Consider the following 26295-nt stretch of genomic DNA (forward strand, 5'->3'; position numbering starts at 1 on the left):
CGAGGAGAGACGTGATGGCGACGAAAATCCTGCTGCCCATTGATCACACCGATGACCGGTCGTGGACAAACGCCCTGCCACTGGCGCAAGAACAGGCGAAGTTCTACGGTGCCGAACTGCACGCCGTCGCTGTCATCCCCGAGATTATCCAGCTGCCGAACCTGCCCGCGAACTATGGCGCTGGTGCCAAGGATCATGTCCGCAGCGCGGTTCAGGCCATTCTGGATCACACTGATGCCTCCGATGTGGCGATCCATATCGAAGAAGGCAGCGTTTACCGTGAAATCCTGAAACTCGCCTACAAAGAGGGGTTTGACCTGATTGTCATGGCCTCCACCAAGGGCGACTTCCCGAATTATGAGATCGGCCCGAACCTGGCCCGTGTCGTGCGCAACGCGCATTGCACCGTGATGGTCGTTCGCGACCAGTCCCGCTAATCGAAAGGTTGGAATTATGTCCGAACTAAAACGCACTCCCTTGTACTCTCTTCATGTTGAGTTGGGTGGAAAGATGGTTGATTTTGCGGGTTGGGAGATGCCTGTTCAGTATCCGTTGGGGATTATGGGGGAGCATAAGCAGTGTCGTGAGAAGGCGGCGGTGTTTGATGTGTCTCATATGGGTCAGGTGATTTTGCGGGGTGAGAATGTGGGGGAGAAGCTGGAAGCTTTGTGCCCGCAGGCTTATGCGACGCTGAAGGAAGGCAAGGCGCGGTACGGGTTCTTTACCAACGAAGACGGTGGGATCATGGATGACCTGATCGTGTCGAACGCGGGGGATCATTATTTTGTGGTGGTGAACGCGGCGCTGCGGCATCAGGACATTCCACATATGCAGGCGAACCTGGACGGCGTTGAAGTGACCGAGATCTTCGACCGGGCGCTGGTGGCGGTGCAGGGTCCCAAGGCCGAAGACGTGGTGGGTGAGCTTTGCCCCGCCGCCCGCGACCTGAAGTTCATGGAAACCACCCTGGCGGATATCAACGGCGTCGAATGCCGTATCTCGCGGCTGGGTTATACCGGTGAGGACGGGTATGAGATCTCGATCCCCGAGGACAAGGCCATTGAGATCACCAAGGCGTTTCTGGCGCATGAGGATTGTGAGCCGGCCGGTCTGGGCGCGCGCGACAGCCTGCGGCTTGAGGCGGGTCTGTGCCTCTATGGCAATGACATTGACCAGAGCACCTCGCCGATTGAAGCCAGCCTTGGCTGGGCCATTCAGAAGCGCCGCAAGGAAGAGGGCGGCTTCCCGGGTGCCGATCGCGTGCAGAAAGAACTGGCCGAGGGTGCCGCGCGCAAGCTGGTGGGCATCAAACCCGATGGCCGCGCCCCGGCGCGTCAGGGTGTCGAGATCCAGTGCAGCAGTGGCAACACCATCGGTCGGATCACCTCGGGCAGCTTTGGCCCCACGGTGGGTGGCCCGGTTGCGATGGGCTACGTGTCCGCAGGCCATGGTGAGCCGGGCGAAAAGGTCAATCTGATCATCCGGGGCAAGGCGCAACCGGCGCAGATTGTGGCGCTGCCCTTTGTCACACAGAATTACAAGCGTTGAAGCCAGGAGAGAGAGACATGGCAACCTATTATTCCGAAGAGCATGAATGGCTGATGGTCGAGGGCGACACCGCCACGCTGGGCATCACCAAACACGCGGCTGAACAGCTGGGCGAAGTGGTCTTTGTTGAGCAGCAGGAAGTGGGCGATGAGTTCGAAAAGGATGGTGAGATCGGCGTGATCGAATCCGTCAAAGCAGCGTCCGAGCTCTATGCCCCGGTTGATGGCGAGATCACCGAGGTCAACGAGGCGCTGGCCGACAATCCCGGCGCGCTGAACGAAGACCCCGAAGGTGAGGCCTGGATCTACAAGATCAAGATCACCGACGCGTCGCAGCTGGAAGATCTGATGGATGAGGCCGGCTACAAGGACTTCATCGGCTGATCCAGACCGGAGCCCTGCACGGGGCTCCGCCCATTTGGGCCGAACCGGCTCGTGATGTATCGGAGGCCTGCGCGGTCTCCGCCCGACCTGACTTATCCTTGAGGAGCGCACAGATGGCCTTCAAACTGACCGATTACGAAGCCTATGACTTCGCCAACCGCCGCCATATCGGGCCCAGCCCGACCGAGATGCGCGACATGCTCAAGGTGATCGGCTTCAAGACGCTGGACCAGCTGATCGACGCCACCGTCCCGCCCGCGATCCGGCAGAAAGAGCCGCTGGACTGGGGTCCGGCGATGACGGAACGTGACGCGCTGTTCCACATGAAAGAGGTGGCGAGCAAGAACACCGTTCTGACCTCGCTGATCGGTCAGGGCTATTACGGCACCACAACGCCGGCGCCGATCCTGCGCAACATTCTGGAAAACCCGGCCTGGTACACCGCCTATACGCCCTATCAGCCCGAGATCAGCCAGGGCCGTCTTGAGGCGCTTTTGAACTTCCAGACCATGGTCAGCGATCTGACCGGGCTCGATGTGGCCAATGCCTCCTTGCTGGACGAAGCCACAGCGGCGGCCGAAGCCATGGCGATGGCCAAGCGCGGCGGGCGTTCGAAAGCCAATAACGCGGCCTTCTTTGTCGACAAGAACTGCCACCCGCAGACCATCGCGGTGATCAAAACGCGGGCCGAGCCTCTGGGCATCGACGTGCAGGTCGCCGATCCCGACACGCTGGACGCAGGAGCCGTCTTTGGCGCGATCTTCCAGTACCCGGGCACCCATGGCCACGTGCGCGACTTCACATCGGAAATCGCCGCGCTGCATGAGCACAAAGCCATCGCCATTGTCGCCGCCGACATCCTGTCGCTGGCCCTGCTGAAATCCCCTGGTGAGATGGGCGCGGATATCGCCATCGGCTCGACCCAGCGCTTTGGTGTGCCGATGGGCTATGGTGGCCCGCACGCGGCTTATATGGCGACCACCGACAAGCTGAAGCGCTCGATGCCGGGCCGGATCATCGGTGTGTCGATCGACAGCCGCGGCAACAAGGCCTACCGCTTGTCGCTGCAAACCCGCGAACAGCATATCCGGCGTGAGAAGGCGAACTCGAATGTCTGCACCGCGCAGGCGCTGCTGGCGGTGATTGCCTCGATGTATGCGGTCTATCACGGCCCTGATGGCATCAAGGCCATCGCGCAATCGGTACACCGCAAGACCTCGCGCCTGGCCGCTGGCCTGGAAGAGGCGGGCTTTGCCGTTGAACCGGAAGTGTTCTTCGATACGATCACGGTTGAGGTCGGTCCCCTGCAGACAACGGTGATGGAGGCCGCCGTGGCGCGCGGTGTGAACCTGCGCAAGGTGGGCGAGACCAAGGTTGGCATAAGCCTGGACGAACAGACCCGCCCCGAGACCATCGAGGCGGTCTGGGGCGCCTTTGGCATCGATCGTCAGGATGACAGTGCAAATGTCGCCTATCGCCTGCCCGATTACGCGCTGCGCGAAAGCGAATACCTGACCCACCCGATCTTCCATCAGAACCGGGCCGAGGCCGAGATCACCCGCTATATGCGCCGCCTGGCCGACCGCGACCTGGCGCTGGACCGGGCGATGATCCCGCTGGGGTCCTGCACCATGAAGCTGAACGCCACGATCGAGATGATCCCGGTCACCTGGCCCGAGTTCGGCAACCTGCACCCGTTCTGCCCCGAAGATCAGGCGCAGGGCTATCACGAGATGATTGCCGATCTGAACGACAAGCTGTGCCAGATCACCGGCTATGACGCGATCAGCCAGCAGCCCAACTCGGGCGCGCAGGGGGAATATGCGGGTCTGCTGACCATCCGCAACTATCACTTTGCCCGCGGCGAAGGGCAGCGCAATGTCTGCCTGATCCCGACCTCGGCCCATGGCACCAACCCGGCCTCGGCCCAGATGGTGGGCTGGCAGGTTGTGCCGGTGCTGGCGGATGAGAATGGCAATATCGACCTGAACGACTTCCGCGCCAAGGCCGAGAAGCATTCCGATCATCTGGCCGCCTGCATGATCACCTATCCGTCCACCCATGGCGTATTCGAGACCACCGTGCAGGAGGTCTGCCAGATCACCCATGATCACGGCGGTCAGGTCTATATCGACGGCGCCAACATGAACGCCATGGTCGGCCTGTCGCGTCCCGGTGACATTGGCGGCGATGTCAGCCACCTGAACCTGCACAAGACCTTCTGCATCCCGCATGGCGGCGGCGGCCCCGGCATGGGTCCGATCGGCGTCAAGGCGCATCTGGAAGAGCACCTGCCCGGCCACCCGGAATACGGCACCGCCGTGGGCCCGGTCTCGGCCGCGCCCTTTGGGTCTCCGTCCATTCTGCCGGTCTCATGGGCCTATGTGCTGCTGATGGGTGGCGCGGGTCTGACCCAGGCGACCAAAGTGGCGATCCTGAACGCCAATTACATCGCGGCGCGTCTGCAGGATGCCTATCCGATCCTCTACACCTCCGAGTCCGGTCGTGTGGCGCATGAATGCATCCTCGACACAAGACCCCTGGACGAGGCGGCCCATGTCACCGTGGATGACGTGGCCAAACGTCTGGTCGACAGCGGCTTCCACGCGCCGACCATGAGCTGGCCAGTGGCGGGCACCCTGATGGTGGAGCCCACGGAATCGGAACCCAAGGCCGAGCTGGACCGCTTCTGCGACGCCATGCTCTCGATCCGCTCGGAAGCGCAGGACATCATCGACGGCAAGATCGACGCGGAAAACAACCCGCTGAAAAACGCCCCCCACACGGTGCGCGATCTGGTCGGCGACTGGGACCGGCCCTATAGCCGCGAACAGGCCTGCTTCCCCCCGGGCTCCATGGGCGTCGACAAATACTGGTCCCCCGTCAACCGCGTCGACAACGCATATGGCGACCGAAACCTCATATGCACATGCCCCCCAATGACCGAATACATCGAAGCCGCTGAATAAAAACATCCCCCCAAAAGGGGGGGTATCCACAGGCAGCAGAGCGCTTCCCGCTCTCTACCACTCAAACCAGAAGTGTCATGACATATGAAACATTACGTCCTGCGTAACGAACCCGAAAACAAGGCAAACGCCTTTGCAGCGGTGTCTGAGCGGGTTCAATATGTTGATGTCATTCTGCACCCGAATGCATCCCGCGCGACGGCAGAGCTGGCGTTGGATTTCTACCGGGCTCTGAACGGTTTGATGGAAAATCAGCGCTACGTTATCACTCTGCGTGCTCTTGCCGAGGATAAGGTCGGTGGGCCGTTGTATTGGGCCGGGCGGACGGCTGTCATCTGGGGGGATCTGGAGGACAGTTGGAATCTGAGCGGCTCGCAAAAACATTGGGCGACCCAGGTGCTGAACCTGGCGCCCCGGGTCATTCTGGTTGGGGGCGCTGTGATGCTGCTGGCCCAGGCCAGCGGGTGTGACGGGCATATTGCTGCGATACATTCCAGTTTTCAGGCGGCAGCGTCAGAGCAGGGCATAAGAAGTTGCGGTGCCTCAACGTATCTTTCACCCAACGGGCGATTGCACAGTGCCAATACCCGCATCAGCGCCCTGCGGTTGCTGGCCGATTTTGTATCGGGTGATCATGGCGAGCATCTTGCGGATGCGGTACGCAGATATGTTGGCCTGGATGAGCCAAAACAGGCAATAGAGAGCCAGACCGCCAATCGGCTTATTCGCAGATCAGGTGGGGATGAACTGGTCATTCTGACGCTGGCGACCATGCTGGAGCATATCGAGGAGCCTCTGAGTATCACTGACCTTTCAAAGGCAGTGGGTGCTTCGACCCGTCAACTTCAGAGACGATACCTGTGTAAAACCGGTGCGACGCTTCTGCATACGTATAAAGAGCTTCGGGTGGAGAGAGCTATTGACCTGCTGAGACAGACCGACATGTCGTTGGTCGAAATTGTAGCTGCGACCGGGTTTTCCTCACGCGCAGCCATGTCGCGTGCCCTGTTTGAACAATGCGGATCGCGGCCAGAGGATATCAGGACCCGCCGCTATCTCGGATATGCTGCCGGTTAGCTAAACCAACCTTGGCGCTGGTTCGGATCGGTTCCACACAGCCGATCGATGACGTGATCGATTTCCGGGTGGCATCGGGACCTGTGTGGACGTTCGATCACCAGGGCTTTGCCGGTTTTGTGACTGTGTTCAGACACACGGCAGAGCTGCTGCGCATCCAGTGCCTGCGCAACCAATGCGGCATGCCCCATAAGCACACCCGCACCTGATTTTGCCTCTTCGACCGCCAAAGCGTAAAGAGAATACCGAGGGCAGCGTGCCGGATCGCCGATGTCGATACCGGTGGCGCCTGACCACGCTGGCCAATCGCTGTCCCAGGTCTGATCGTGCAGCAGCGGCGCCGTTGAAAGATTGATACCTTGCGCCAGCTTAGGCGAGCAAACCGGAAAGATGATGTCGTCTTCGACGATGATCTGATCTTCGGTTTCGTCCGGCCGCGATATGAAGAGGGACAAATCAAACAGATCCCTGGACAGGCTTGGGGGGTTCTCCATCGCCGTCACGGATATGTTCAGATTGGGATGCAGGTCACGCAATCGACCCAGACGGGGCGACAACCAAAGCTGCGCGACCGATGGCAATGCGGCAATGTGAACTTCGGGGTTGGGTGCCAGATTACGCAGATTTTGGGTTGCAGCTGCCAGAAGATCGAAAGCCTGTGTGAAATCCTCGGTCAACAAACGACCAGCGGTAGATAATGAAACGCCTTGTGCGCTGCGTTCAAACAGGCTGGTGCCGGACCACGCCTCAACAGCTTTGACATGCTGTGACACCGCGCCTGGGGTGACACCCAATTCCTCGGCTGCCGCAACGAAACTGCCCAGACGGGCGGCTGCCTCGAAGGCGCGCAATGCGTTCAGGGGTGGCCCTTTGGGTCGTCGGGGAAGAACTGCCATCCATTAGCCTTAGTTTTTCTAGGGCAAGAAATAGCAGAACTGATTTGCATTGTCATGCAGACCGTCCATTCTGAAGCCAAGCAAGGAGTATGCAGCAATGACAATAGACATAAGATCCTGGGTCCCGGACGCCAGTGAAACGCTTGTGCAGCAGATCGCAGCGACCACCGCGCGCAGCACCTCGGCCGTATTGCTTGACCGGATCGAAGACATGGCGAACCGGAACCGCGAGATTCATGAGAAAGAGTGTTTCAACCTCAATCCAGCCACCAACGTCATGAACCCGAGGGCCGAGGCGCTGCTGTCTTCGGGTATCGGGTCGCGCCCTTCGCTTGGATATCCGGGCGACAAATATGAGATGGGCCTTGAGGCCATCGAAGAGATCGAGGTGATCGCAACCCAGCTTTGTGCAGAGGTTTTCAACGCACGTTTCGCTGAAATCCGCGTGCCGTCGGGCGCGATTGCAAACCTTTATGGATTTATGGCCACGTGCAAACCGGGTGACACGATCATCGCGCCCCCTGCGTCGATTGGCGGGCATGTCACGCATCATGTGGCGGGCTGTGCGGGTCTGTTCGGGCTGTGCGGGTCTGTTCGGGCTGCGCACCGTTGAAGCACCGGTTGACGCAGATGGATACACCATCGATCTGGATCAACTGCACGCCATGGCGAAACGCGAACGACCCAAACTGATCACGGTTGGGTGTAGCCTCAACCTGTTCGAACATCCCGTGAAAGAAATACGCGCCATCGCCGATGAGTTGGGTGCCAAAGTGATGTTCGACGCCGCGCATCAGTGCGGGATCATCGCAGGCAAGGCGTGGCGTGACCCGCTGGCCGAAGGCGCGCATCTGATGACAATGAGCACCTACAAAAGCCTAGGCGGCCCTGCCGGAGGGTTGATTGTCACCAATGAGGCTGATCTGGCCGAGCGGCTGGACGCGATTGCCTTCCCCGGAATGACGGCCAATTTCGACGCGGCAAAATCGGCTGCACTCGCGGTCACGATGCTGGATTGGCGCGATTTCGGGGCCGACTATGCGGCACAGATGATCGCAATGGCACAAGCGCTTGCCGAGCGCCTGAATGACAATGGCGTACCTGTCTTTGCTGGCCGAGAGGGTTTCACCTGCTCCCACCAGTTTGCTGTCTTGGCCAAGGCGTTTGGCGGCGGGCAAACCGCCTCCAAAACCCTGCGACAGGTAGGTTTTCTGGCCTGTGGCATCGGCCTTCCGGCGCCAGAAGTGCAAGGCGATATGAATGGCTTACGCATAGGCACCCCGGAACTGGTAAGGTGGGGCATGACAGCGAATCATGCAGACAGGCTGGCCTCACTGATCGCGCGCGGCTTGAAGGGCGAAGACGTTGGTGCCGAGGTCAGCCACTGGCGGCAAAGTTTTGACAGCCTATCCTTTGTCCATGTTTGACCTTCGACGTTTAAGTTGCGGATCGGACAAATATGATCTCACTGCCACGTCATATATCGTTGGTCCAAAAGCCAAACATTTCTAACTCAATGGCGGGAGTGTGGACCTTTGCCGCCGTTCGCCCGAATGATCTGAATGGCCGCTCATGTTTCAAGACAGTTAGGTATGTTTGGCGGAGCGCGCCGTAAGCCACATCATGACATTGACGACCATCTCATTGTTCTTCGCTGTCCGCGGCATGAGGACATAGAAATCACTTCCGCCCGCGTCCCAAGCTTTACCGACCTCGACCAAACGTCCGGCCTCAAGGTCATGAGCCACCAGAAACCGGCTTACCAAGGCTACACCTTGCCCGGCGATAGCAGCATCGACCGCAAGGGACGTTTGGCTTAGACGAAGGTGACGAGGAGACTGGTCCTGCACACCCAAATACGAGAGATAGCTGGGCCATTGGTCATGAGTGTCATGGATCTTCGGCTTTTCTGCTAGGGCTTCTGGATCCAGAGGAATGTCACCTTCGTCCGCAATCTTTGGCGCAGCGACCGCGATCAGCGATTGCTTGAACAAAAGGGTTACGTCCAGTGATGCGCCAAACGGCGGCGATCCTTGGCGCACTGCAAGGTCTATCCCGTCGCTGTAGAAGCTGGAAACTCTTTCGGTCGCCATGATCCGCAAATCGATATCCGGGTGTGCTGCGGTGAAGTCCGGTAGATTGGGGATCAGCCATTTCGCAGCAAAGGTCGGTGTGACACTGATGAGAACTTTGTTCGGCTCTGGTTTCAGTTCGGCAGTTGCGGATCGAAGGTCTGCAAACACCTTAGCTATCCTGCTGTGAAAGCTGCGTCCGACCGATGTGAACTTCAGGCCCTTTGGGACCCGTTCGAACAGTGTCACACCCAGATGAGCTTCGAGCTGGCGCACTTGTTGCGCAACGGCCCCCTGCGTGACACCCAATTCATCGGCGGCTGAGCGGAAACTGAGGCGGCGGCCTGCTGCGTCAAACGCACGCAAACTGTTGAGCGGGGGGAGTTCAATCATTCTGCAATAGTAATTCTACTGTCATGCAACATCAATTCTGAATCGAAACTTGTCATAGAATCTTGCATGTATGGCTCAACCAAGAAAGGAAACTCGATATGGCAGTAGAAAAAGTAGCACTGATCACGGCAGGCGGCAGCGGCATGGGTGCGGATGCAGCGCGCAAACTGGCTGATGATGGGTTCAAGATCGGCATCCTGTCTTCGTCCGGGAAGGGTGAAGCGCTTGGCGGCGAACTTGGTGGCTTTGGCGTAACCGGCTCTAACCTTGATCAAGACGCGCTTACCGCTTTGGTCGAGGGTGCGAAGGAGCGCTGGGGCCGCATCGATGTCTTGGTGAACTCTGCTGGCCACGGGCCAAAAGGACCGGTCCTCGAAATCAGCGACGACGATTGGCACGAAGGGATGGAAGTTTATCTGATGAACGTCATCCGCCCAACACGGCTTGTCACTCCCTTGATGCAGGAGCATGGGGGCGGAGCAATCATCAACATCTCAACCTTTGCGGCATTCGAGCCCGACCCTCTTTTTCCAACGTCGGGGGTCTTCCGGGCCGGGCTTGCGGCATTCACGAAGCTCTATTCGGACAAATATGCTTTAGAGAATATCCGGATGAACAATGTCCTTCCGGGATTCATCGACAGCTTGCCCGAAACCGAAGACCGCAAGGCGCGTATTCCTTTGGGGCGCTACGGTTTCGCTTCGGAAGTGTCCTCTCTCATTTCGTGGCTCGCCTCGGAAGATGGCAGCTACATGACGGGACAAAACCTGCGTATCGACGGAGGTTTGACCCGTGCAATCTGATACCTTGGCCCTTGTATCACCGCGCGAGCGCCTTGTCTTCGCGGTCAAGTGGGGCGCATCCGCAATTCAGATCATGGGATACACTGCGACGGGGTTTGGCTGGACACCTTGGAACCTTTACCTGTTTCTTGTCGGTGTCGTGGGATGGTTCGCCGTCGGCGCACTATGGAATGACAAGGCGCTCATGCTTGTCCACCTTGTCGCCCTGGGCGCAATGACTGCCGGAATGGCAAGCGTCTGATGAGCGCAAGCAGCCATTCGGCCGCTGCGCAGCATTTGGGAGTTTGGGCGCTAGTGGACTTTCTATTGGTTTATCGCACCGATCAGCAACTCGCCGCTAGCTTCATTGCAAACGGAATGTTCGATCTTTTGGGGTCTTTTGATGTCGAGCGTTAGTCTTGCCTTGATCTGACTGTGACGGTTGGTTCAGGTTCGTGTGACGTTCAAGACGTTGGTTGTGAAGCAAAGGTCAGGCTGAATTACCTTTGTGAACCAGTCACAGCGTTTGACCCCGCTTCATCCCAGGTGATCAGGCTAACCGCTTCGGCGCTGCCAGGGCTGACTGCCATGGGCGTTGCAAATCCTGGGATGATCTCGACGTCATAGAGTTCCGCGATCGCGCCATCGATGCGGAACCAGTCGACACAGGTGCCGGTGGCAAGGTCGATGATCTGCAGGCCACACCACGCGTCGCTGTCTGCGGCGTCCAGCCGATCTGCCAATGGCAGCCCTTCGAAACGTTTGTAGCGCGGCTTGGACAGACCGACGAAAGCATATCCCTTGTAGAACCGCAGCCCGCGAAGGAACCCCGGACAAAAGGCAACCGGTTTGAACTGGCCCGGCGCCTCGTTCTCCAACCCGTCCACATAGCCAAGCTCACCGGTGCCAGAGTTCAGAAGCCAGAGCTTGCCATCATACCAGCGCGGCGAATGCGGCATCGACAGGCCCTTGCAGACAACTTGGTTGTTCTGGACGTCAATGGCCACGCCTCCGTCAACGCGGCGATCTCTCCACCCGTCAATCGTGTTGGATTGGGATACGGCAGTGACGTAGGCGGGCTGGCCGTCGCGCATGGCCATCCCATTCAGGTGGCACCGGTCCTCATCCACGATCTGCGTAATCGACGGCGGGGTCCACACAGGTACGAAGCTGTGGCGCTTAGACAGGGTCGACAGGCAGTTGAAACGGGTGTTCACAAAGACCGGCGCGCCATCTGCATACAGCCCGATATCATGAACATCCAACTCACCAACACTATGTATAATCCGAGGCATAAAACAGGCATCGAAGACGTTGTTGATGCGCTCATGCGGGGCGAGAATGTTCTCGAACCTCAGAATTTCAGCGCCCCCGGCCAGCGTCAGCCCACCTTGACCATCATAATGCAGCCCCATGGGTTTTGGCATGGCCGACTGATGTACATGCAACGACCCGTCAGAACCCCGACCCAGATGGTACAACAGCCCGGATTGGTAGGATGAAAACGCAAGCGAGCATTCCAATCGCGCCAGCCGATCCACCAAACCCCGGGATTGGCTGTATTCGACGGCGTCCTGTTGGTTTTGTTCGGAGGCTGTGTTCGTCATAGGGTTACTCGGGGCCTTCTGTTTGAGCCGATGTGATCGATTGCGGGCGTAAGACTTGTCCAGACCACTCGATTTCTAAACACGCACCCGGTGAATGCAACAACAGGGGTTTCCGGCTGGTGTACCCGTCACGGTGATTTCCCAACAGAAAACCCGTCTGGGTCATGTGGAGCGCGCGCCTCGCTGATATCAACCTGCGTAAAAGCCGACGGGTCGATGGTGGACACAACCCTGATCGGAATCCCTAGCTGATACGGTTGATTAGCGCGTGAATCTGCGGATTTCAGCCGCAAAAGGTCACCATATTTTCTTATTTTCAACATTACGCTGGGACAATTGCGGCGCTTCTTGCTCGATATGCACATGCAAAAGCAGCAGGGTTAGGTAGAAAAATGAGTATCGATCGTCGTGTTTTCGTCACTGGAACGTTGGGGCTTGGGCTAACAGCATTCTTGCCGATTGGGGGTTACGCGCTTGCTATGGCGGCAGGTCAGGTGGCGCATCGCATTCTGGCCGCAGAAAAGCTGAGTTTTCTAACCGAGAAAGTCGCAAAAGCCACCGTGTTGTTGAGCCTGGGTGCCGAAGCCGACAAGGCTCTGACCGAACTGCAACAAGCGCATGACGAGTTTGACGATATCCTGCTTGGTTTCAAAGAGGGCAAGGGTTCGTCGGGCATCGATCGCGAGCGGTTCTACTCGGTCAACAAAGCGCTTGAGGAAGTCGCCACCTTGTGGGCGCCCTATCGGATCGCGGTTGAGGATATTGTCGCCACCAAATCCGTGAACGACGCACAATTGACCATGATCGTGGGCGATGTGGGACCTTTGGAAGAGGCGAACCATGTGGTCGTTCGCAAGCTGGAAGCTGCCTATGGCGAGGTCGATATCGAACCGTCTATGGCCTTGGCCCTGGAGTTTGCGGGTCGGCAGCGGATGATCACGCAGAAAATCTGCAAGGAAATCGCCCTGGCCGCGACAGGAAAAGACACGGCGGAGCACCACGAGAAGTTCAAGAAGAACGCTGCGAAATTTGGCAAGATCGTCGACGCGCTGATCGATGGCGGCAATGACTATATCAAGATGTCCACGCCTCCAAGCGACGCCTCGCTTGCTGCGCTGAAGCAGGTAAAAGCCTATTGGGCCGAGCTTCAGCCGACTGTGGAAGCCTTGAACGCCGCAGATGTTCCCAGCCTTGATGACGTTGTGCATTTCTGCGCTGAGATGGATGTTCTTGAAAACGAATCCGAACGGGCGGTTCTTCTTTATGAGGATGCCATCAAGATCGGGTCCTGATCCGGTTTGTCCAGAACTGGCGGTTTAATCAACACCTTCTCACTCAATAGATTTTGCACGCCGCTGTCTGAATCGGCGCATTCGCGTCGGGTTCAGACAACAAAGAAGCCCCGCAGGTGATGCTGCGGGGCTTCGTATATTCTTGTCAGGGTGGTTTTCTTACCCCTTCTTCAGAACCTCACGGCCCAGAAGCTCGGCAATCTGAACTGCGTTCAGTGCAGCACCTTTGCGCAGGTTGTCCGAGACGCACCACAGGTTCAGACCGTTCTCGATGGTCGAATCCTGGCGGATGCGGCTGATGAAGGTGGCGAAATCGCCCGCGCACTCGATGGGCGAGACGTAGCCACCCTCTTCACGCTTGTCGATGACCATGATGCCCGGCGCCTCGCGCAGGATGTCGCGGGCTTCGTCTTCGTCCAGGAATTCCTCGAACTCGATATTCACGGCCTCGGAATGGCCAACAAACACGGGAACGCGGACGCAGGTGGCCGTAACCTTGATCGACGGATCGACGATCTTTTTGGTCTCGACAACCATCTTCCATTCTTCCTTGGTCGAGCCGTCTTCCATGAAGGCGTCGATCTGCGGGATGACGTTAAATGCGATCTGTTTCTGGAACTTCTTCGGCTCAACCTCGGTCGTGGGGTTGTAGATGGCTTTGGTTTGATCCCACAGCTCATCCATGCCCTCTTTACCGGCACCCGAAACCGACTGATAGGTCGACACGACTACGCGCTTGATACGTGCGCGGTCGTGCAGCGGCTTCAGCGCGACAACCATCTGCGCGGTCGAGCAGTTGGGGTTGGCGATGATGTTCTTGTTTTTGTAGTCGTGAATCGCTTGCGGGTTACATTCCGGCACGATCAGCGGAATGTCCGGGTCGTAGCGATAAAGCGATGAGTTATCGATCACCACACAACCCGCTGCGGCCGCTTTGGGGCCGTAGGTTTTGGTTGCGTCCGAGCCGATGGCAAACAGCGCCATGTCCCAGCCGGTGAAGTCGAATGTGTCGATGTCTTTGGTGGTCAGTGTCTTGTCGCCGAATGTCACCTCAGTCCCCAGCGAACGACGGCTTGCCAGAGCGGCAATTTCATCGATCGGGAACTGGCGTTCCGCCAGGATGTTCAGCATTTCGCGGCCCACGTTACCTGTGGCGCCGGCGACAACGACGCGATAGCCCATTTCATGTCTCCAAAGTTAAGGACGCGCGTTCATAGCCGCGTTGCAGCAAAGAAAAAAGAGCTTTCGGATCGGTTTTCGATGAATGACGCGGATTTGAGGCGTTCACCGCACTCTAATCGGCGTCCAGCAGAGATCGATAGACCTTTACGATGGCTTCCGCCTCGCCTTCGATTCGAAAATTCCGCTCCACATGGGCGCGAGCGGCCTGTCCGGCGGCAGCCAGTTGGGCCGGGTCGGACAGCATCTGATCCAGCGCTTGGGCCAATGCCGGGGCATTGTCTTTTTCAACCAGCCGCCCGGTTTCGCCATCCTTAATCTGGGCGCTAAAGGCCCCTACGCCGTGACAGGCAATCGCGGGCACGCCCGAGGCCATTGCCTCAAGCGGGGTCAGCCCGAACCCTTCGTGGCGGGCGGGGGCGACGAACAGATCGAGGGCGCGGTAGGTCTCGACAATCTCTTCCCACGGGCGTTCGCCGAGGAAATGCACACGGTCAGCTAGACCTGCGGCTTGTAGTTTGGATTCCTGTTCGGCTTGAAACCCTTCGAATTCGCTGGTGGCGCGGCCGGTGAAGATGATGTGGGCATCGGGGTGATTGGGCAGGACGTTCAGTGCGCCGTCAACCAGCAGATCAACGCCCTTCTGAGGGCGAATGCGCCCGAAACAACCGATCAGGGTGCCACTGGGCAAGCCCAGCTTGTTGCGCAGTGTTTGTTTGTCGGTCGCTGGATGGAACAGTTCGGTGTTTACGCCATGCATGATGACGGTTGACGGGTGTTGCAGAAACGAGGCCGCCTGCGGCGTTGTCGCGATCAGCGCGTCCATTTGCGAGATCAGTGTCTTGGTAAACCCCGAATGATCCCGTTGCGCGGCAGAGGTGAATAGCAGTTTCAGATTGCGCCGCAGGACCTTGCGCAGAAACAGCCCCATCAGCATTTCGGTATTGCGTCGCGCGTGCCAGACCCGGCAGGTGCGGTTCGACAGGAACGGAACCTTGATCAGGCGGATATGCGGCAGGTCTTCGGGCAGGCCGGGACCGGTAGCGACGATCCCGATCATCTCTTTCTGGATCGGCAGCAGGCGGATGACCGTGGTTGTGACCCCGGACAGGCTGTGTTTCAGGTTGGGTGCGATCACCTCGATATCCTGCACGGGCCGTCCCTCCGGTTTCCAATCAGTCCAGGCTGTCCCGGCTGAATAGATAGATCACGCAGCCAATGGCAAGGGTCACGGCAAAAAAGCTGAAGATGGCCAGATAGGGCGCGGTGGCTCCGGTAGCGGCGTTTGCCGCATGGATACGCCCGGTCACGAATTGTGCAATGCCGACGCCTCCGATTCCAAACAGATTCAGCAAGGTGACCCCACGCCCAATCAGATGCGGCGGCACAAAGGCGCGGCCATGGGCCATGATAACCGGAAAGCTGGCCCCCAGAAACCCAATGACTGCCAGCAGCAGGACCGAGACCCAGACCGCGCTGTCGATCCACACACACAGCAGACCCAAAGCCGCAGCGCCCAGCGCGTTGCCGCCGAAGATCACCCATTTCCGCGTGCCCAGAATGCGATCCAGCGGACCGTAGGCAAAGGTCCCTGCAATCATCGCGGCCCCCATGATCAGCGTTGCAGTGCCGATCTGGGTGGTGCTGAGCCCAAAGACATCGTTCAGATAAGGACCGGCCCATAATCCACGCAGCGCGGCCGAGGGGGCGTAAGCCACCAGCATCAAGGGCAGGATCAGCCATAAGGCGGGTTCTTTGAGCAGGTCCAGAACCGATCCCTTATGCTCGGTTTCAACCTTGGCCGGGTCGCGCACGCTGATCCAGATGCCAAGGGCGACAACTGCAGAAACCAAAGCCAGGCCCAGCAGGGTGGCACGCCAGCCCAGTATTTCAGCCGCAAGAGCGGTTGGGTAGGAAGCGACCAGATTGCCCACCGATCCCACGCCCAGCATCACTGCTGCAAGCGTGGCAAACCGGGCGGGCGGATACTCGCGTGCAAAGATGAAATACGATGCCATCAGAACCGGAGAGCAGCCAACCCCAATCAGCGCCATTGCGACACTGATGTGAACGGCGGATGTGGCCAGGGCAAACACGGTCGCCCCACCTGCGCCGCCAACCAGCAACAGCGCGGCTGCGGTCAGGCGCGGGCCAACCCGATCCAGCGCCCAGCCGACCGGGATTTGCATGGCCGCAAAGACCAGAAACCAAAGGCCCGAGGCGAAGGCCAGATCTTCGGGCGTGGCACCGATGTCGCGTTCCAGATCAAGGCTGAGGACCGCAAGGAACGCGCGAAAGAACTGGCTGAGGACATAGGCCAGACACAGTACAACCAGCCCAGATTTCATCTAACGTCCCCTTCAAATCTTGCGATCACTCCTTGGCATGTTGTGGTAAAACGCACAAGCGCGTGTAGAATGTTGCAGGTAACAGACATTGATCACGTTTGAGCTATCTGACCATTCAATTCAATCTGAGGGGGACCATGAAAGACCTCCATTCTGCATTTTACGAAAACCTGCCGCTGCTGCGCGATTTCAATCAGCTGGCGGATCCGTCCTCGTTTGCGGCTGTCCCGGATGAATGGGTTCTGGGCGTTGCCGATATCGTCGACTCGACCGGAGAGATTGCGCGCGGACGCTACAAGACCGTGAACATGGTGGGCGCGGCTGTGATCTCGGGCATGATCAACACGATGGATGGCAAACTGTTTCCTTATGTCTTTGGTGGAGACGGTGCCGGGCTTGCCGTGCCGCCCAGTGCCGCCGATCAGGCCCGCCAGACGCTTGCCGCGCTACGGCGCTGGGCTGAGGAAGAGTTTTCAATGCCGCTGCGGGCGGCGTTGGTGCCCGTGGCAGAGCTGCGTCAGGCGGGAAAGGATTTGCGCGTGGCCCGGTATGCGCCATCGAACGGGGTGGACTATGCCATGTTCTCGGGCGGTGGTTTGGCCTGGGCCGAGGCACAGATGAAGGCCGGAGAGCATCAGGTGCCGCTGGCCGAGCCAGGCAGCCAGCCAGATCTGACCGGTCTGTCCTGTCGCTGGTCCAACAGCCCGGCGCAGCATGGGCGCATTGTCTCGGTTGTTGTTCAGCCGACGGCACAAGCCACCGAGCGCGACTTTGCCGATCTGGCACAATCGGTCTTGCGTGCTTCGGACGGGTTGGACCGCGCGGGTCACCCAGTGCCTGAAAACGGACCGCCCATGACATGGCCGCCACCGGGTGTTGATCTGGATGCGCATGTATCGCGAACCCGGCGCAGCCTGTTGCTGCAAAAGCTGATGCTGCTGGGGCAGAACCTGCTGATTGCGATCCTGTTCTGGACCAATAAGCGTATGGGTCAGTTCGAGCCCGAGCATTATAAGCGGATGGTCAGCCGCAATGCCGATTTCCGCAAGTTTGACGATGGGCTGAAGATGACGCTGGATTGCGACGATGCCACGCTGGATCAGATCGAACATATGCTGGAAGAGGCGCGCGGTCGCGGCAAAATCAGATATGGCCTGCATGCACAGGATGAGGCCATGATGACCTGCTTTGTGCCCGCCGCCACGCGAGATGATCACGTTCATTTCGTTGATGGTGCATCCGGCGGGTACGCGCAGGCGGCGGCTTTGATGCGGGGCTAGTGCTAGCAGGACTTCCATCGCGCCGACAGTGCGCGCGCTGCGTTGGCCAGAAGCATGACATCTATGCCAACCGCCAGGAACAGTGGATCCATGTCCAGATAGGCTTGGGTTGCTTCATCATTGGTGCCCAGAATCCCCGGTGCTTTGCCTGAGGCCCTGATCCGTTTCATCGCGTCGGCGATCGTTGCGCGCACTTCGGGCGCGGCGCTGTTGCCCTGATAGCCCATATCGGTCGACAGATCAGCGGGCCCGATAAAGACTCCATCAATCCCGTCGACCTGTAGAATTTCGTCCAGCGCTGCCATTCCAGCGCGGTTTTCTACTTGCACCAATAGGCAGATTTCCTGATCGGCGGACTGTATGTAGTCTTGGGTTGATCCATACATCGTCGCCCGCGCGGATGTCGCGCCAACACCGCGTGCACCCTCGGGTGGATAACGGCAAGCACGGACCAGCTCTTGTGCCTGTTCTGCGCTTTCTACAATTGGCACTAGAATGGTCTGCGCACCCGCATCCAGAACCATCTTGATCAGCCAGGTCTCACCCACCGGTACGCGGACGACGGGATGAGACGGGCTGTTGGCCAGGGCAACCAGCTGATCCCGGATCGACCGGATATCATTGGGCGCGTGCTCTCCATCGATGACCAGCCAGTCGAACCCTGTGGTTCCCATAACTTCGGCAGTGGTGGGTTCGGCAAAGCTCATCCAGCAGCCGATCTGCCGTTGGCCCTGTGCCAGAGCCTGTTTGAACGTGTTCTTTGGGGCGGGCATTTTGCGCTGTCCTGTATGAGACTCTTGAGATTCTGCTACATTCTGTCATGCAGTCTCGGTCAATATCCATAGCTTTTGGAAACAAACCGCTTGAGATTTCAAGCAATCGCATTCCCGAGGCATTGCCGCAGACCTTGGCTGGAACTCGGCAAGCGCCGATCCGCCAATACCGTGGTAAGGTTAAACATGGCCGATGATTTACCGTTAACTTCAAGATCTTTACCCATCGCGCTGTTGCGGGCGCGGGAAAAGGTGATGGGGCCAATTCGTGCGCTGTTGGTGGATGCCGGTGTCACCGAACAACAATGGCGGGTGTTGCGTGTCTTGAACGAAGAAGGGCCGCAAGAGCCGACGCATATTGCTGAACGCGCCTGCCTGCTGTTGCCCAGCCTGACCCGTATTCTGCAAACGCTAGAGCAGAAAAACCTGATCTTGCGCCGCCGCCATCCTCAGGATGGTCGTCGTCAGATTGTCGAAATCAGTGATGCGGGTGTTCAGATCATTCACGCTAATTTGGCCGTGAGTGTGGAACAGGCCAAACGGGTGCGCAGCCAGCTTGGCCCCGACAAGCATGAAATGCTGCTGGATCTTCTCAATGAACTCAATGATCTGGAAAGCTAAGATCTGGTCCGGCCTTAGGTTTATGACCCCGTCGGAGATGGTAGGGGGAACTCTCCGACGGGGTTTGGCCAGACCCGGACTGGATATGTGCCTGGCCCGTGCTTCGAAGACGTGCAGAACCGAAAATTGGTTCGTTACCGAGGCTTAGGATCCAGGGGGATGGACCTAAACCTTTGCGTGTGCTCCGAAGCGGTCATGCTCGTTTGCCGACTTGCTGTCTGGTCCGCAAGTGGTTTCTTTTCGTCGCTTTGATCGTGCTGTTTGTCCGGCATTCCAACGATCCGGTTCTGGCGGTTGATAAAGCGCTCTGCACCAGATAGCGCAGAGCCAAATAGATTGGTTCATTACTTTGGCAACCAGCGTTCTGGGGCGAACAGGATGGTATCCAAGCACTTTTCGTCAAATGGCGATGTGCAGATTCTGGGGCCCATCGCAGGTATCGAACTGCGCCGGGGGTCAAAAAGCGCATCCGATGTGTATATCTAAAACCGATTCCCCGGGATTCGGGAAACAATTCGTTTCCAAATTGTCAAAATTGGGCAGTTCCGTGCCGAATCTACAGGGAGAGCTGTGTAAAAACCGGCGGATTTCTGCGGGTTGCGGGATTGGTCTTGTGAATTAAGATGCGCGCAAACATGCGCGAGGGCCCATCATGACCGACCATTTGTTCCCGATTCCGGATATCCTTGGCATCCCTGTGCACGGTGAAACGGCCCGGTATCCGGTTAATCGAATATTCTGCGTTGGCCGCAACTATGCCGCCCATGCAGCCGAGATGGGGCATGAGGTGGATCGTGAAGCGCCGTTCTATTTCACGAAATCCGCGCCGAACGCTATTCTGACCGGCGCGACCGTGCCTTATCCGCCCGGCACCGAAAACTTCCATCATGAGATGGAATTGGTCGTTGCCATCGGCAAGCCGGTGTTCAAAGCCACCAGTGATCAGGCCTGGGATGCGGTTTATGCCTATGGTTGTGCGTTGGATATGACGCGCCGCGATCTGCAAATCCAGGAACGCAACAAACAGCGCCCCTGGGATCTGGGAAAGGATATGGAAGATGGAACGGTTTTTGCGCCGCTGACCCGTGCGGTCGAATGGGCGCCAGACGACAGCAAGCGCATTCACCTGAGCGTCAATTCAGCCCTGCGTCAGGATGCAACCCTGCAAGAGCTGATCTGGAAGATCGATGAGATCATATGCCATCTGTCGGGCTACTATCATCTACGTCCCGGAGACCTGATCCTGACGGGAACGCCTGCTGGCGTCGGGCCCGTAGTTGCAGGGGATACGATCGAAGGTGGTATTGACGGGCTTGCATCGCTTCGGCTGACCCTGACCGGCGCGGAATAGGGTCTATTTTGGTTCTTTCAGCCAATCTTTTGCAAAGCTAACGCGATCCAGCTCCGTAAATCGGCGAACCCGATCCAACTCGGCCTCAAGGCGGCGGGTGCGCGCGTCAGACCATCGGATAGTGCGTTCCGGCCAAAGGGCGCGCACGCGTAGGTCACCCGCATCCCGATGGGCTTTCATATCAACCCGCCCGATCAGCTTGTCGCCCTCAAGCAATGGGAACACGTAGTAGCCATAGGTCCGTTTCGCCTCAGGTACAAAAACCTCGATCCGGTAGTGAAAGCCAAACAACCGCTCGGCCCGGTTCCGGTCTCGCAGCATCGGGTCAAACGGGCTGAGCACGCGGATGCGCCCTGTTGGCTGGGGCAGGTCCGCCAAATCATTGGTCAGGTCGGGCCGCATGAAAAGCTTGCGCACTCGCCCGTCCACGCAGGCAATTTCGATTTCCTCCAAGTCTCCCGACTGCCGGGCTTTGGCACACCAATCTTTGGCCTCTGCCGGGCTGACCGTATCCCAGAATGCAGCGATCTCACCCGAGGTGGCGAAGCCGAGCCGGTCCAGCGCGGCATTGCACAACCAATCGACGGTCGCCTCAGCGTCACATGGGTGTCGGCCGGGGCACAGATGCGTCTCGATCACCCGCTCCGTCAGGTCATAGCGTTTTTGAAACCCCTCACGACCGACAACGGTCAGCGCGCCGGATCGCCACAGAAACTCAAGCGCCCTCTTGGAGGGGTGCCAATCCCACCACCCGCCGGAACCTTTCTTTTCGTCTTTCCCGACATCGGACGAGGACACCGCACCATGATCCCGGATATGGTTCAGCACCGTCTCGAACTGCTGTTCGAACCCATCCCGGCGCCAGTTTTTCCACCGCGACTTCAACAGTTCAGCATCACGCAGAAACCGCAGATGCCAATGACGGTAATACTCCATCGGAATGACAGCGGCGTCATGGGTCCAATGTTCGAACAGCGCTCGATCGCGCTCATAGAGGCGTTTCAGATTCCCGCTGCGATAGCTGGGCCTGCGCGAGAACAGGATCATGTCATGGGCGCGGGCGACGGTGTTGATACTGTCAAGCTGAACAAAGCCCAGCCGCTGGATCAGGTCCAGCAGCTCTGCCCCTTTGGCGTGTCCCACAGGCGGCTCGGCCAGCGCATGACGATCCATAAAAATCGCCCGCGCTGTGCGGTTGTCCAGTTGCCGCAGTGCCATCGGCCTAGCGCCGTTTCAGCGTATCGCCAAAGCTGATCTTGGGGGTCAGAGTCACACGGGTCTCAATCTCAGACTCCGGGTCCTTGAGCCGTTCTGCGATGATTTCGGCCGCTTGTCGGCCAATCTCCAATCGGCAGGCATCCATCGTTGCCAGTTTACGTGGCAGACCTTGCAGAAGTTCCACATTGTTAAACCCGGCCAGACCGATCTGTCCGGGAATATCGATGCCCTGCTCCAGCAGATACAATAGACCACCCGCCCCGATCATATCGTTGGAATAATACAGAAAATCCAAATCGGGTGAGCGTTCCAGCATGGTCTGTGTCATCTCGCGCCCCTTGGCGAGCGCTGAACCGCCGGAATAGAATTCCCGATCCTCGATCTCGATCCCTTGCTTGCCCAAGACCTCGGTGAAGCCTTCGAACCGCTTTCGCGCGCGATGATCCAATGGCATCTTGGTGCCCATGAAACCGATATGTTCATAGCCCGCTTTCAGGATCGCCTGCGCCATCTCGCGGCCCGCACGACGATGAGAGATTCCGACCATCGCATCCACCGGTTTGCCGTCGGTATCCATGATCTCGACCACCGGAATGCCAGAGGAATCCAGCATGGCGCGGGCGGCCTCGGTATGCTCCAGTCCCGCAATGATCACGCCTGAAGGTCGCCACGAGAGCATCTCGTACAGCACCTTCTCTTCTTTCTCGGGCAGATAGTCGGTGACGCCGACCACAGGCTGGAGTTCGGTATCTTCCAGCACCTGGTTGATGCCGGTCAGAACCTCGGGGAACACCATGTTTGACAGCGACGGGATGATAACGGCAACCAGGTTAACCCGGCTGGACGCCAGTGCACCTGCTATTTTGTTGGGGACATATCCCAGCTCTTTCGCGGCGGCCAAAACACGTGTGCGGGTGGCATCAGACACATCCCCACGATTGCGCAGGACCCGACTGACCGTCATCTCTGAGACCCCCGAAGCCTCGGATACATCTCGAAGGGTCAGCGGGCGTTTGGTTTCTGTGTTCACGAGAGGCACCTGCGTTGTTGTTTTGCCCGATGGTAGCGTGAACAGGTCGACGTGTACAACAATTGTGCAAAGGCAATGACAACCCCGAAATTCCCGGTTACAGAAGGCCCCAAGCGGCCCCGTGGCTCAACTGGATAGAGCAGCCCCCTCCTAAGGGGCAGGTTGCAGGTTCGAATCCTGCCGGGGTCGCCATTGTTACTGCACCACAGGCTCAGCAAACCTACCGCGGGTCCGGTTGGCGAAGGCGACCAGGGACAGCATCACCGGGACTTCGACGAGGACACCAACGACCGTTGCCAATGCAGCGCCCGAGTTCAGACCAAACAGGCTGATGGCCACGGCGACCGCGAGTTCGAAGAAGTTCGAAGTGCCGATCATGGCGCAGGGTGCGGCGATACGGTGGGGTACTTTCAGGGCATAGGCCGCGCCGTAGGCCAGCGCAAAGATGCCGTAGCTTTGGATCAGGATCGGGATGGCGATCAGGACGATGACCATGGGTTTGGACAGAATCGTTTGCCCCTGAAGGCCAAACAGGATGACCACCGTGGCGATTAGGCCCATGATTGACCATGGTTTAACCTGTGCTGAGAACCTGTCGATTGCGTCTTGTGATCCCAGCTTTCGGCGCGTGAGCAGCCCGGCGATTAGCGGCAGAACGACATAGAGGACAGTGGCCAGTACCAATGTCTGCCAAGGAACTGAAATGTCAGTGACGCCAAGCAGAAAGGCCACGATCGGCGCGAAGGCCACCACCATGATCAGATCGTTCACTGAGACCTGCACCAGCGTATAGGTCGCGTCGCCCTTGGTCAGCTGTGACCAGACAAAGACCATCGCCGTGCAAGGCGCCGCGCCCAGCAGGATCAAGCCTGCAGTGTATTGGGCGGCATCCTCGGGTGCGATCCATGGCGCAAAGACATAGTCAAAGAACAGAACGGCCAGCAGGGCCATGGTGAAGGGTTTGATCAGCCAGTTGACCACAAGTGTCACGATCAGGCCCTTTGGCTGGCGCGCCACACCTGCAACAGCGCCGAAATCGACACCAACCATCATCGGGTAGACCATGGCCCAGATCAGAACGGCGACAACCAGGTTGACGCTTGCGAATTCGGCTGAGGCGACCAACCCGACCAGACCGGGTGCTGCCAGTCCGATCAGCACGCCGCCGACCATGGCGAGGGCGACCCAGATGGTCAGATAGCGCTCGAAGATGCTCATGAATATGCCTCAGTTGTTTGGTCGGTCAGCTTGCCCGAAGTGAGCGCTGCAAGGGCCACCATGACAGCCGCTGTGCCCAGCACAAGGGGCAGGCCGCCGACCTGATAGGTAAAGCCGGACAGGACGGTGCCCAAAAGGCGCCCCGTCGCGTTGGCCATGTAGTAGAAGCCCACATCCATCGTGACTCGCTCGGATTTGGTGAAAGCGAGGATCAGATAGGAATGCAGGGATGAGTTGACGGCGAAGATTGCTCCAAACACAAGAAGGCCCAAAACCAGCGTGATTGTCAGCCATGTTTCAGGCCCGGCAGACAGCAAAACGGCCAATGTTAGAGCTGCAGGAACGCAGAAAAGCATCGCGGCCCAGCTGCGCGCGGCGCGGATCAAATCACCTTCGGACCGGTCTGAGGCCCTCAGGATCTTGGGCGCGTTGGCCTGAATAACGCCATAGAGGATGATCCAGAATGCCATGAAGGTTCCGATCATGAAAAAGGCCGCGCGGTTGCCCTCTTCGGTGCCATCCGAGAGCACGGCGTAGAAATAGATCGGGATGCCGACCACGAACCATACGTCGCGGGCACCGAACAGGAAGACTCGCGCGGCGGACAGCCAATTGACGTTGGCAGATTTCGAGAAGACCTCAGAGAACTTCGCGCCTTTGCGTCCTTTGGGCAGGCCGGGGGGCATGAAGCGGATGACGGCGAACAGGATTACCGCCAGAACGACTGCCATCACAATGATTGCCGCCTGAAAGCCCAGCGTTGCCAACATGGCCGCACCAAGTAGGAAGCCCAGTCCTTTGACCGCGTTCTTTGATCCGGTCAGGACGGCCACCCATCGAAACAACCCGCCGCCCTCGGTCGGGGCCAGCAGTTTCACCGCAGATTTCGAGGACATCTTGGCCAGATCCTTGGCCACTCCGCTGGCGCCTTGCACGATCATGACAAAGGCCACGGATGCTCCAATCGCCCAGTTAGGGTCGAGTTGCGTCAGCGCCAGCAGCGCCACAACCTGCAACCCAAGCCCGGCATAGAGCGTCGAGGTCAAGCCAAACCGCGCCGCGATCCATCCCGCTGCAAGGTTCGTCACCATCCCAGCGATTTCATAGAGGACAAACAGATAGGCCAGCTGCACCGGTGAGAAACCAAGCGTATGAAAGTGCAAAAGCACCAGCATCCGCAGGGCCCCGTCGGTCAGCATAAAGGCCCAATAGGCGGCTGTGACCGCGATATAGGCCGACAGCCCCTCGGGCCGGTCGGTCACAATGAGGCCCCGACCATCAGCGCCACATCGACCAGACGGTGGGCATAGCCCATCTCATTGTCATACCAGGCATAGATTTTTACCTGCGTCCCGTTCACCACCATGGTTGACGGCGCATCCACGATCGAGGAGCGTTCGTCGTTGGTATAGTCGGTTGACACCAGCGGACGGGTCTCATAGCCCAGAATGCCTTTCAATTCACCTTCGGCAGCGGCTTTGAAAAAGGCGTTGACCTCTTCGACGGTGGTCTCGCGCTCAACTTCGAATACGCAGTCGGTCAGCGAGGTGTTCAACAGCGGCACGCGCACCGCATGGCCGTTCAGACGCCCCTTGAGTTCGGGGTAGATCAGCGTGATCGCCGTGGCCGAGCCGGTTGTGGTCGGGATCAGAGAGTTCAGCGCAGACCGCGCCCGGCGGAGGTCCTTGGCGGGGCGGTCCACGATGGTCTGTGTGTTGGTCACGTCATGGATTGTGGTCATCGAGCCGTGGCGGATGCCCAGGTTCTCGTGGATGACCTTCACCACCGGGGCCAGACAGTTCGTCGTGCAGGAGGCTGCAGTTACGATCTGATGGGTCGCCGGATCGTAGATGTTGTCATTCACACCCATCACGATATTGGCGGTCGGGCCGTCCTTGACTGGGGCTGAGACGACAACTTTTATCGCACCAGCTTCGAAATAAGGGGCCAGCTTTGCCTCGGTCTTGAAGACACCGGTGCAGTCGATCACCACATCAACGCCGTCCAGCGGCAGGGCGCTCAGGTCCTTGGTACCGATGAAGGGCAGCCGGGTGCCGTTGATGGTGACGCTGTCGTCATCATGCTCGAAAGTGGCATCCCAGCGGCCATGGACGGTGTCGAATTCCAACAGATGCGCGTGCATCTCGGCGTCTCCGACCGCGTCATTGATCCAGGCGATCTTGGCGCCTTTTTCCAACAGCGGTTTCAGGGCCAGCTTTCCTATACGGCCCAAGCCATTCACAGCATATGTGGTCATT

The 26295-nt window shown here is 58.5% G+C and carries 24 protein-coding genes, 1 tRNA gene and 1 pseudogene; 14 read left to right on the forward strand and 12 right to left on the reverse strand.

Features of this window, described 5'->3' with window-relative positions:
• Positions 1-14: 14 nt before the first annotated feature.
• The 5 genes from ACR0KG_RS00935 (at position 15) to ACR0KG_RS00955 (ending at position 5977) form a co-directional block, all read left to right on the forward strand.
• Positions 15-437 carry a universal stress protein gene (locus ACR0KG_RS00935; protein WP_480826214.1) on the forward strand — a complete coding sequence of 141 codons (423 nt, stop codon included), beginning with the start codon at positions 15-17 and terminating at the stop codon, positions 435-437.
• Between the two features lie 16 nt (positions 438-453).
• Positions 454-1548, forward strand: a complete 1095-nt coding sequence (gene gcvT / locus ACR0KG_RS00940; protein WP_480826215.1) for a glycine cleavage system aminomethyltransferase GcvT — start codon at positions 454-456, stop codon at positions 1546-1548.
• 17 nt (positions 1549-1565) lie between these two features.
• Entirely contained in the window at positions 1566-1931 is a 366-nt protein-coding gene (gene gcvH / locus ACR0KG_RS00945; protein ID WP_480826216.1) for a glycine cleavage system protein GcvH, read from the forward strand.
• Positions 1932-2044: 113 nt separating this feature from the next.
• The gene (gene gcvP / locus ACR0KG_RS00950) at positions 2045-4900 is read left to right on the forward strand and encodes an aminomethyl-transferring glycine dehydrogenase (protein ID WP_480826217.1); all 2856 of its coding nucleotides are present in this window, start codon (positions 2045-2047) and stop codon (positions 4898-4900) included.
• Between the two features lie 84 nt (positions 4901-4984).
• Positions 4985-5977, forward strand: a complete 993-nt coding sequence (locus ACR0KG_RS00955; protein ID WP_480550866.1) for a helix-turn-helix domain-containing protein — start codon at positions 4985-4987, stop codon at positions 5975-5977.
• Here the strand turns inward: ACR0KG_RS00955 and ACR0KG_RS00960 are convergent.
• Positions 5974-6873: a LysR family transcriptional regulator gene (locus tag ACR0KG_RS00960; protein ID WP_480826218.1), complete on the reverse strand. Its 900-nt coding sequence runs from the start codon at positions 6871-6873 to the stop codon at positions 5974-5976. The two genes, ACR0KG_RS00955 and ACR0KG_RS00960, sit on opposite strands and share 4 nt — an antisense overlap.
• Positions 6874-6970: 97 nt before the next feature.
• On the opposite strand from ACR0KG_RS00960, the pseudogene ACR0KG_RS00965 reads away from it, so the two are divergent.
• Positions 6971-8300: pseudogene (locus ACR0KG_RS00965) on the forward strand (aminotransferase class I/II-fold pyridoxal phosphate-dependent enzyme).
• A 159-nt stretch (positions 8301-8459) separates the two neighbouring features.
• On the opposite strand, the gene ACR0KG_RS00970 reads toward ACR0KG_RS00965, so the two are convergent.
• A complete protein-coding gene (locus ACR0KG_RS00970; protein WP_480826219.1) occupies positions 8460-9338 on the reverse strand; it encodes a LysR substrate-binding domain-containing protein in 879 nt (292 codons plus the stop codon).
• Between the two features lie 98 nt (positions 9339-9436).
• Between ACR0KG_RS00970 and ACR0KG_RS00975 the strand changes: the two genes are divergently transcribed.
• The 3 genes from ACR0KG_RS00975 to ACR0KG_RS00985 are packed head-to-tail and all read left to right on the forward strand — an operon-like array spanning position 9437 to position 10537.
• Positions 9437-10141: an SDR family oxidoreductase gene (locus ACR0KG_RS00975; RefSeq protein ID WP_480826220.1), complete on the forward strand. Its 705-nt coding sequence runs from the start codon at positions 9437-9439 to the stop codon at positions 10139-10141.
• Positions 10131-10382, forward strand: coding sequence for a DUF6552 family protein (locus ACR0KG_RS00980; protein WP_480826221.1), 252 nt, complete (start codon positions 10131-10133; stop codon positions 10380-10382). The genes ACR0KG_RS00975 and ACR0KG_RS00980 overlap by 11 nt, the downstream gene beginning before the upstream one ends.
• Positions 10382-10537 carry a hypothetical protein gene (locus ACR0KG_RS00985; RefSeq protein ID WP_480826222.1) on the forward strand — a complete coding sequence of 52 codons (156 nt, stop codon included), beginning with the start codon at positions 10382-10384 and terminating at the stop codon, positions 10535-10537. The genes ACR0KG_RS00980 and ACR0KG_RS00985 overlap by 1 nt, the downstream gene beginning before the upstream one ends.
• An 83-nt stretch (positions 10538-10620) precedes the next feature.
• Here the strand turns inward: ACR0KG_RS00985 and ACR0KG_RS00990 are convergent, their stop codons facing one another.
• Entirely contained in the window at positions 10621-11727 is a 1107-nt protein-coding gene (locus tag ACR0KG_RS00990; protein WP_480826223.1) for a TIGR03032 family protein, read from the reverse strand.
• Between the two features lie 392 nt (positions 11728-12119).
• On the opposite strand from ACR0KG_RS00990, the gene ACR0KG_RS00995 reads away from it, so the two are divergent.
• Positions 12120-13019 (forward strand): type IV pili methyl-accepting chemotaxis transducer N-terminal domain-containing protein, encoded by a 900-nt coding sequence (locus tag ACR0KG_RS00995; RefSeq protein ID WP_480826224.1) that lies wholly within the window; start codon positions 12120-12122, stop codon positions 13017-13019.
• Between the two features lie 159 nt (positions 13020-13178).
• Here the strand turns inward: ACR0KG_RS00995 and ACR0KG_RS01000 are convergent, their stop codons facing one another.
• The 3 genes from ACR0KG_RS01000 to ACR0KG_RS01010 all read right to left on the reverse strand — a co-directional run bounded on the left by ACR0KG_RS01000 (position 13179) and on the right by ACR0KG_RS01010 (position 16546).
• Positions 13179-14201 carry an aspartate-semialdehyde dehydrogenase gene (locus ACR0KG_RS01000; protein ID WP_480550878.1) on the reverse strand — a complete coding sequence of 341 codons (1023 nt, stop codon included), beginning with the start codon at positions 14199-14201 and terminating at the stop codon, positions 13179-13181.
• A 112-nt stretch (positions 14202-14313) separates the two neighbouring features.
• Positions 14314-15351 carry a glycosyltransferase family 4 protein gene (locus ACR0KG_RS01005; protein WP_480826225.1) on the reverse strand — a complete coding sequence of 346 codons (1038 nt, stop codon included), beginning with the start codon at positions 15349-15351 and terminating at the stop codon, positions 14314-14316.
• Positions 15352-15373: 22 nt separating this feature from the next.
• Entirely contained in the window at positions 15374-16546 is a 1173-nt protein-coding gene (locus tag ACR0KG_RS01010; protein WP_480826226.1) for an MFS transporter, read from the reverse strand.
• Positions 16547-16683: 137 nt separating this feature from the next.
• On the opposite strand from ACR0KG_RS01010, the gene ACR0KG_RS01015 reads away from it, so the two are divergent.
• Positions 16684-17826: a DUF3095 domain-containing protein gene (locus ACR0KG_RS01015; RefSeq protein WP_480826227.1), complete on the forward strand. Its 1143-nt coding sequence runs from the start codon at positions 16684-16686 to the stop codon at positions 17824-17826.
• A gap of 2 nt (positions 17827-17828) precedes the next feature.
• On the opposite strand, the gene ACR0KG_RS01020 is transcribed toward ACR0KG_RS01015, so the two are convergent.
• Positions 17829-18599: an aldolase/citrate lyase family protein gene (locus ACR0KG_RS01020; RefSeq protein WP_480826229.1), complete on the reverse strand. Its 771-nt coding sequence runs from the start codon at positions 18597-18599 to the stop codon at positions 17829-17831.
• A gap of 186 nt (positions 18600-18785) precedes the next feature.
• On the opposite strand from ACR0KG_RS01020, the gene hpaR reads away from it, so the two are divergent.
• Positions 18786-19220, forward strand: a complete 435-nt coding sequence (gene hpaR / locus ACR0KG_RS01025) for a homoprotocatechuate degradation operon regulator HpaR (RefSeq protein ID WP_480543556.1) — start codon at positions 18786-18788, stop codon at positions 19218-19220.
• A 652-nt stretch (positions 19221-19872) separates the two neighbouring features.
• Complete coding sequence (locus tag ACR0KG_RS01030) at positions 19873-20571, forward strand: fumarylacetoacetate hydrolase family protein (RefSeq protein WP_480826230.1); 699 nt, start codon at positions 19873-19875, stop codon at positions 20569-20571.
• 3 nt (positions 20572-20574) lie between these two features.
• Here the strand turns inward: ACR0KG_RS01030 and ACR0KG_RS01035 are convergent, their stop codons facing one another.
• Positions 20575-21789, reverse strand: coding sequence for a winged helix-turn-helix domain-containing protein (locus ACR0KG_RS01035; protein ID WP_480826231.1), 1215 nt, complete (start codon positions 21787-21789; stop codon positions 20575-20577).
• A 4-nt stretch (positions 21790-21793) separates the two neighbouring features.
• On the reverse strand, positions 21794-22819 hold the full coding sequence (locus tag ACR0KG_RS01040) for a LacI family DNA-binding transcriptional regulator (protein ID WP_170534041.1): 1026 nt from the start codon (positions 22817-22819) through the stop codon (positions 21794-21796).
• Between the two features lie 115 nt (positions 22820-22934).
• Between ACR0KG_RS01040 and ACR0KG_RS01045 the strand changes: the two genes are divergently transcribed.
• Positions 22935-23011 (forward strand) — tRNA-Arg (locus ACR0KG_RS01045).
• Between the two features lie 3 nt (positions 23012-23014).
• On the opposite strand, the gene arsB is transcribed toward ACR0KG_RS01045, so the two are convergent.
• Genes arsB through ACR0KG_RS01060 form a run of 3 tightly spaced genes read right to left on the reverse strand, consistent with a single transcriptional unit; the run spans position 23015 to position 26294 of the window.
• The gene (arsB, locus tag ACR0KG_RS01050) at positions 23015-24037 is read right to left on the reverse strand and encodes an ACR3 family arsenite efflux transporter (protein WP_480826232.1); all 1023 of its coding nucleotides are present in this window, start codon (positions 24035-24037) and stop codon (positions 23015-23017) included.
• The gene (gene arsJ, locus ACR0KG_RS01055) at positions 24034-25299 is read right to left on the reverse strand and encodes an organoarsenical effux MFS transporter ArsJ (RefSeq protein WP_480826233.1); all 1266 of its coding nucleotides are present in this window, start codon (positions 25297-25299) and stop codon (positions 24034-24036) included. Before arsJ ends, arsB begins: the two co-directional genes overlap by 4 nt.
• Positions 25296-26294 carry an ArsJ-associated glyceraldehyde-3-phosphate dehydrogenase gene (locus ACR0KG_RS01060; protein WP_480826234.1) on the reverse strand — a complete coding sequence of 333 codons (999 nt, stop codon included), beginning with the start codon at positions 26292-26294 and terminating at the stop codon, positions 25296-25298. The genes arsJ and ACR0KG_RS01060 overlap by 4 nt, the downstream gene beginning before the upstream one ends.
• Position 26295: the final 1 nt, after the last annotated feature.

The sequence above is a fragment of the Ruegeria sp. H4 genome, assembly GCF_056533065.1.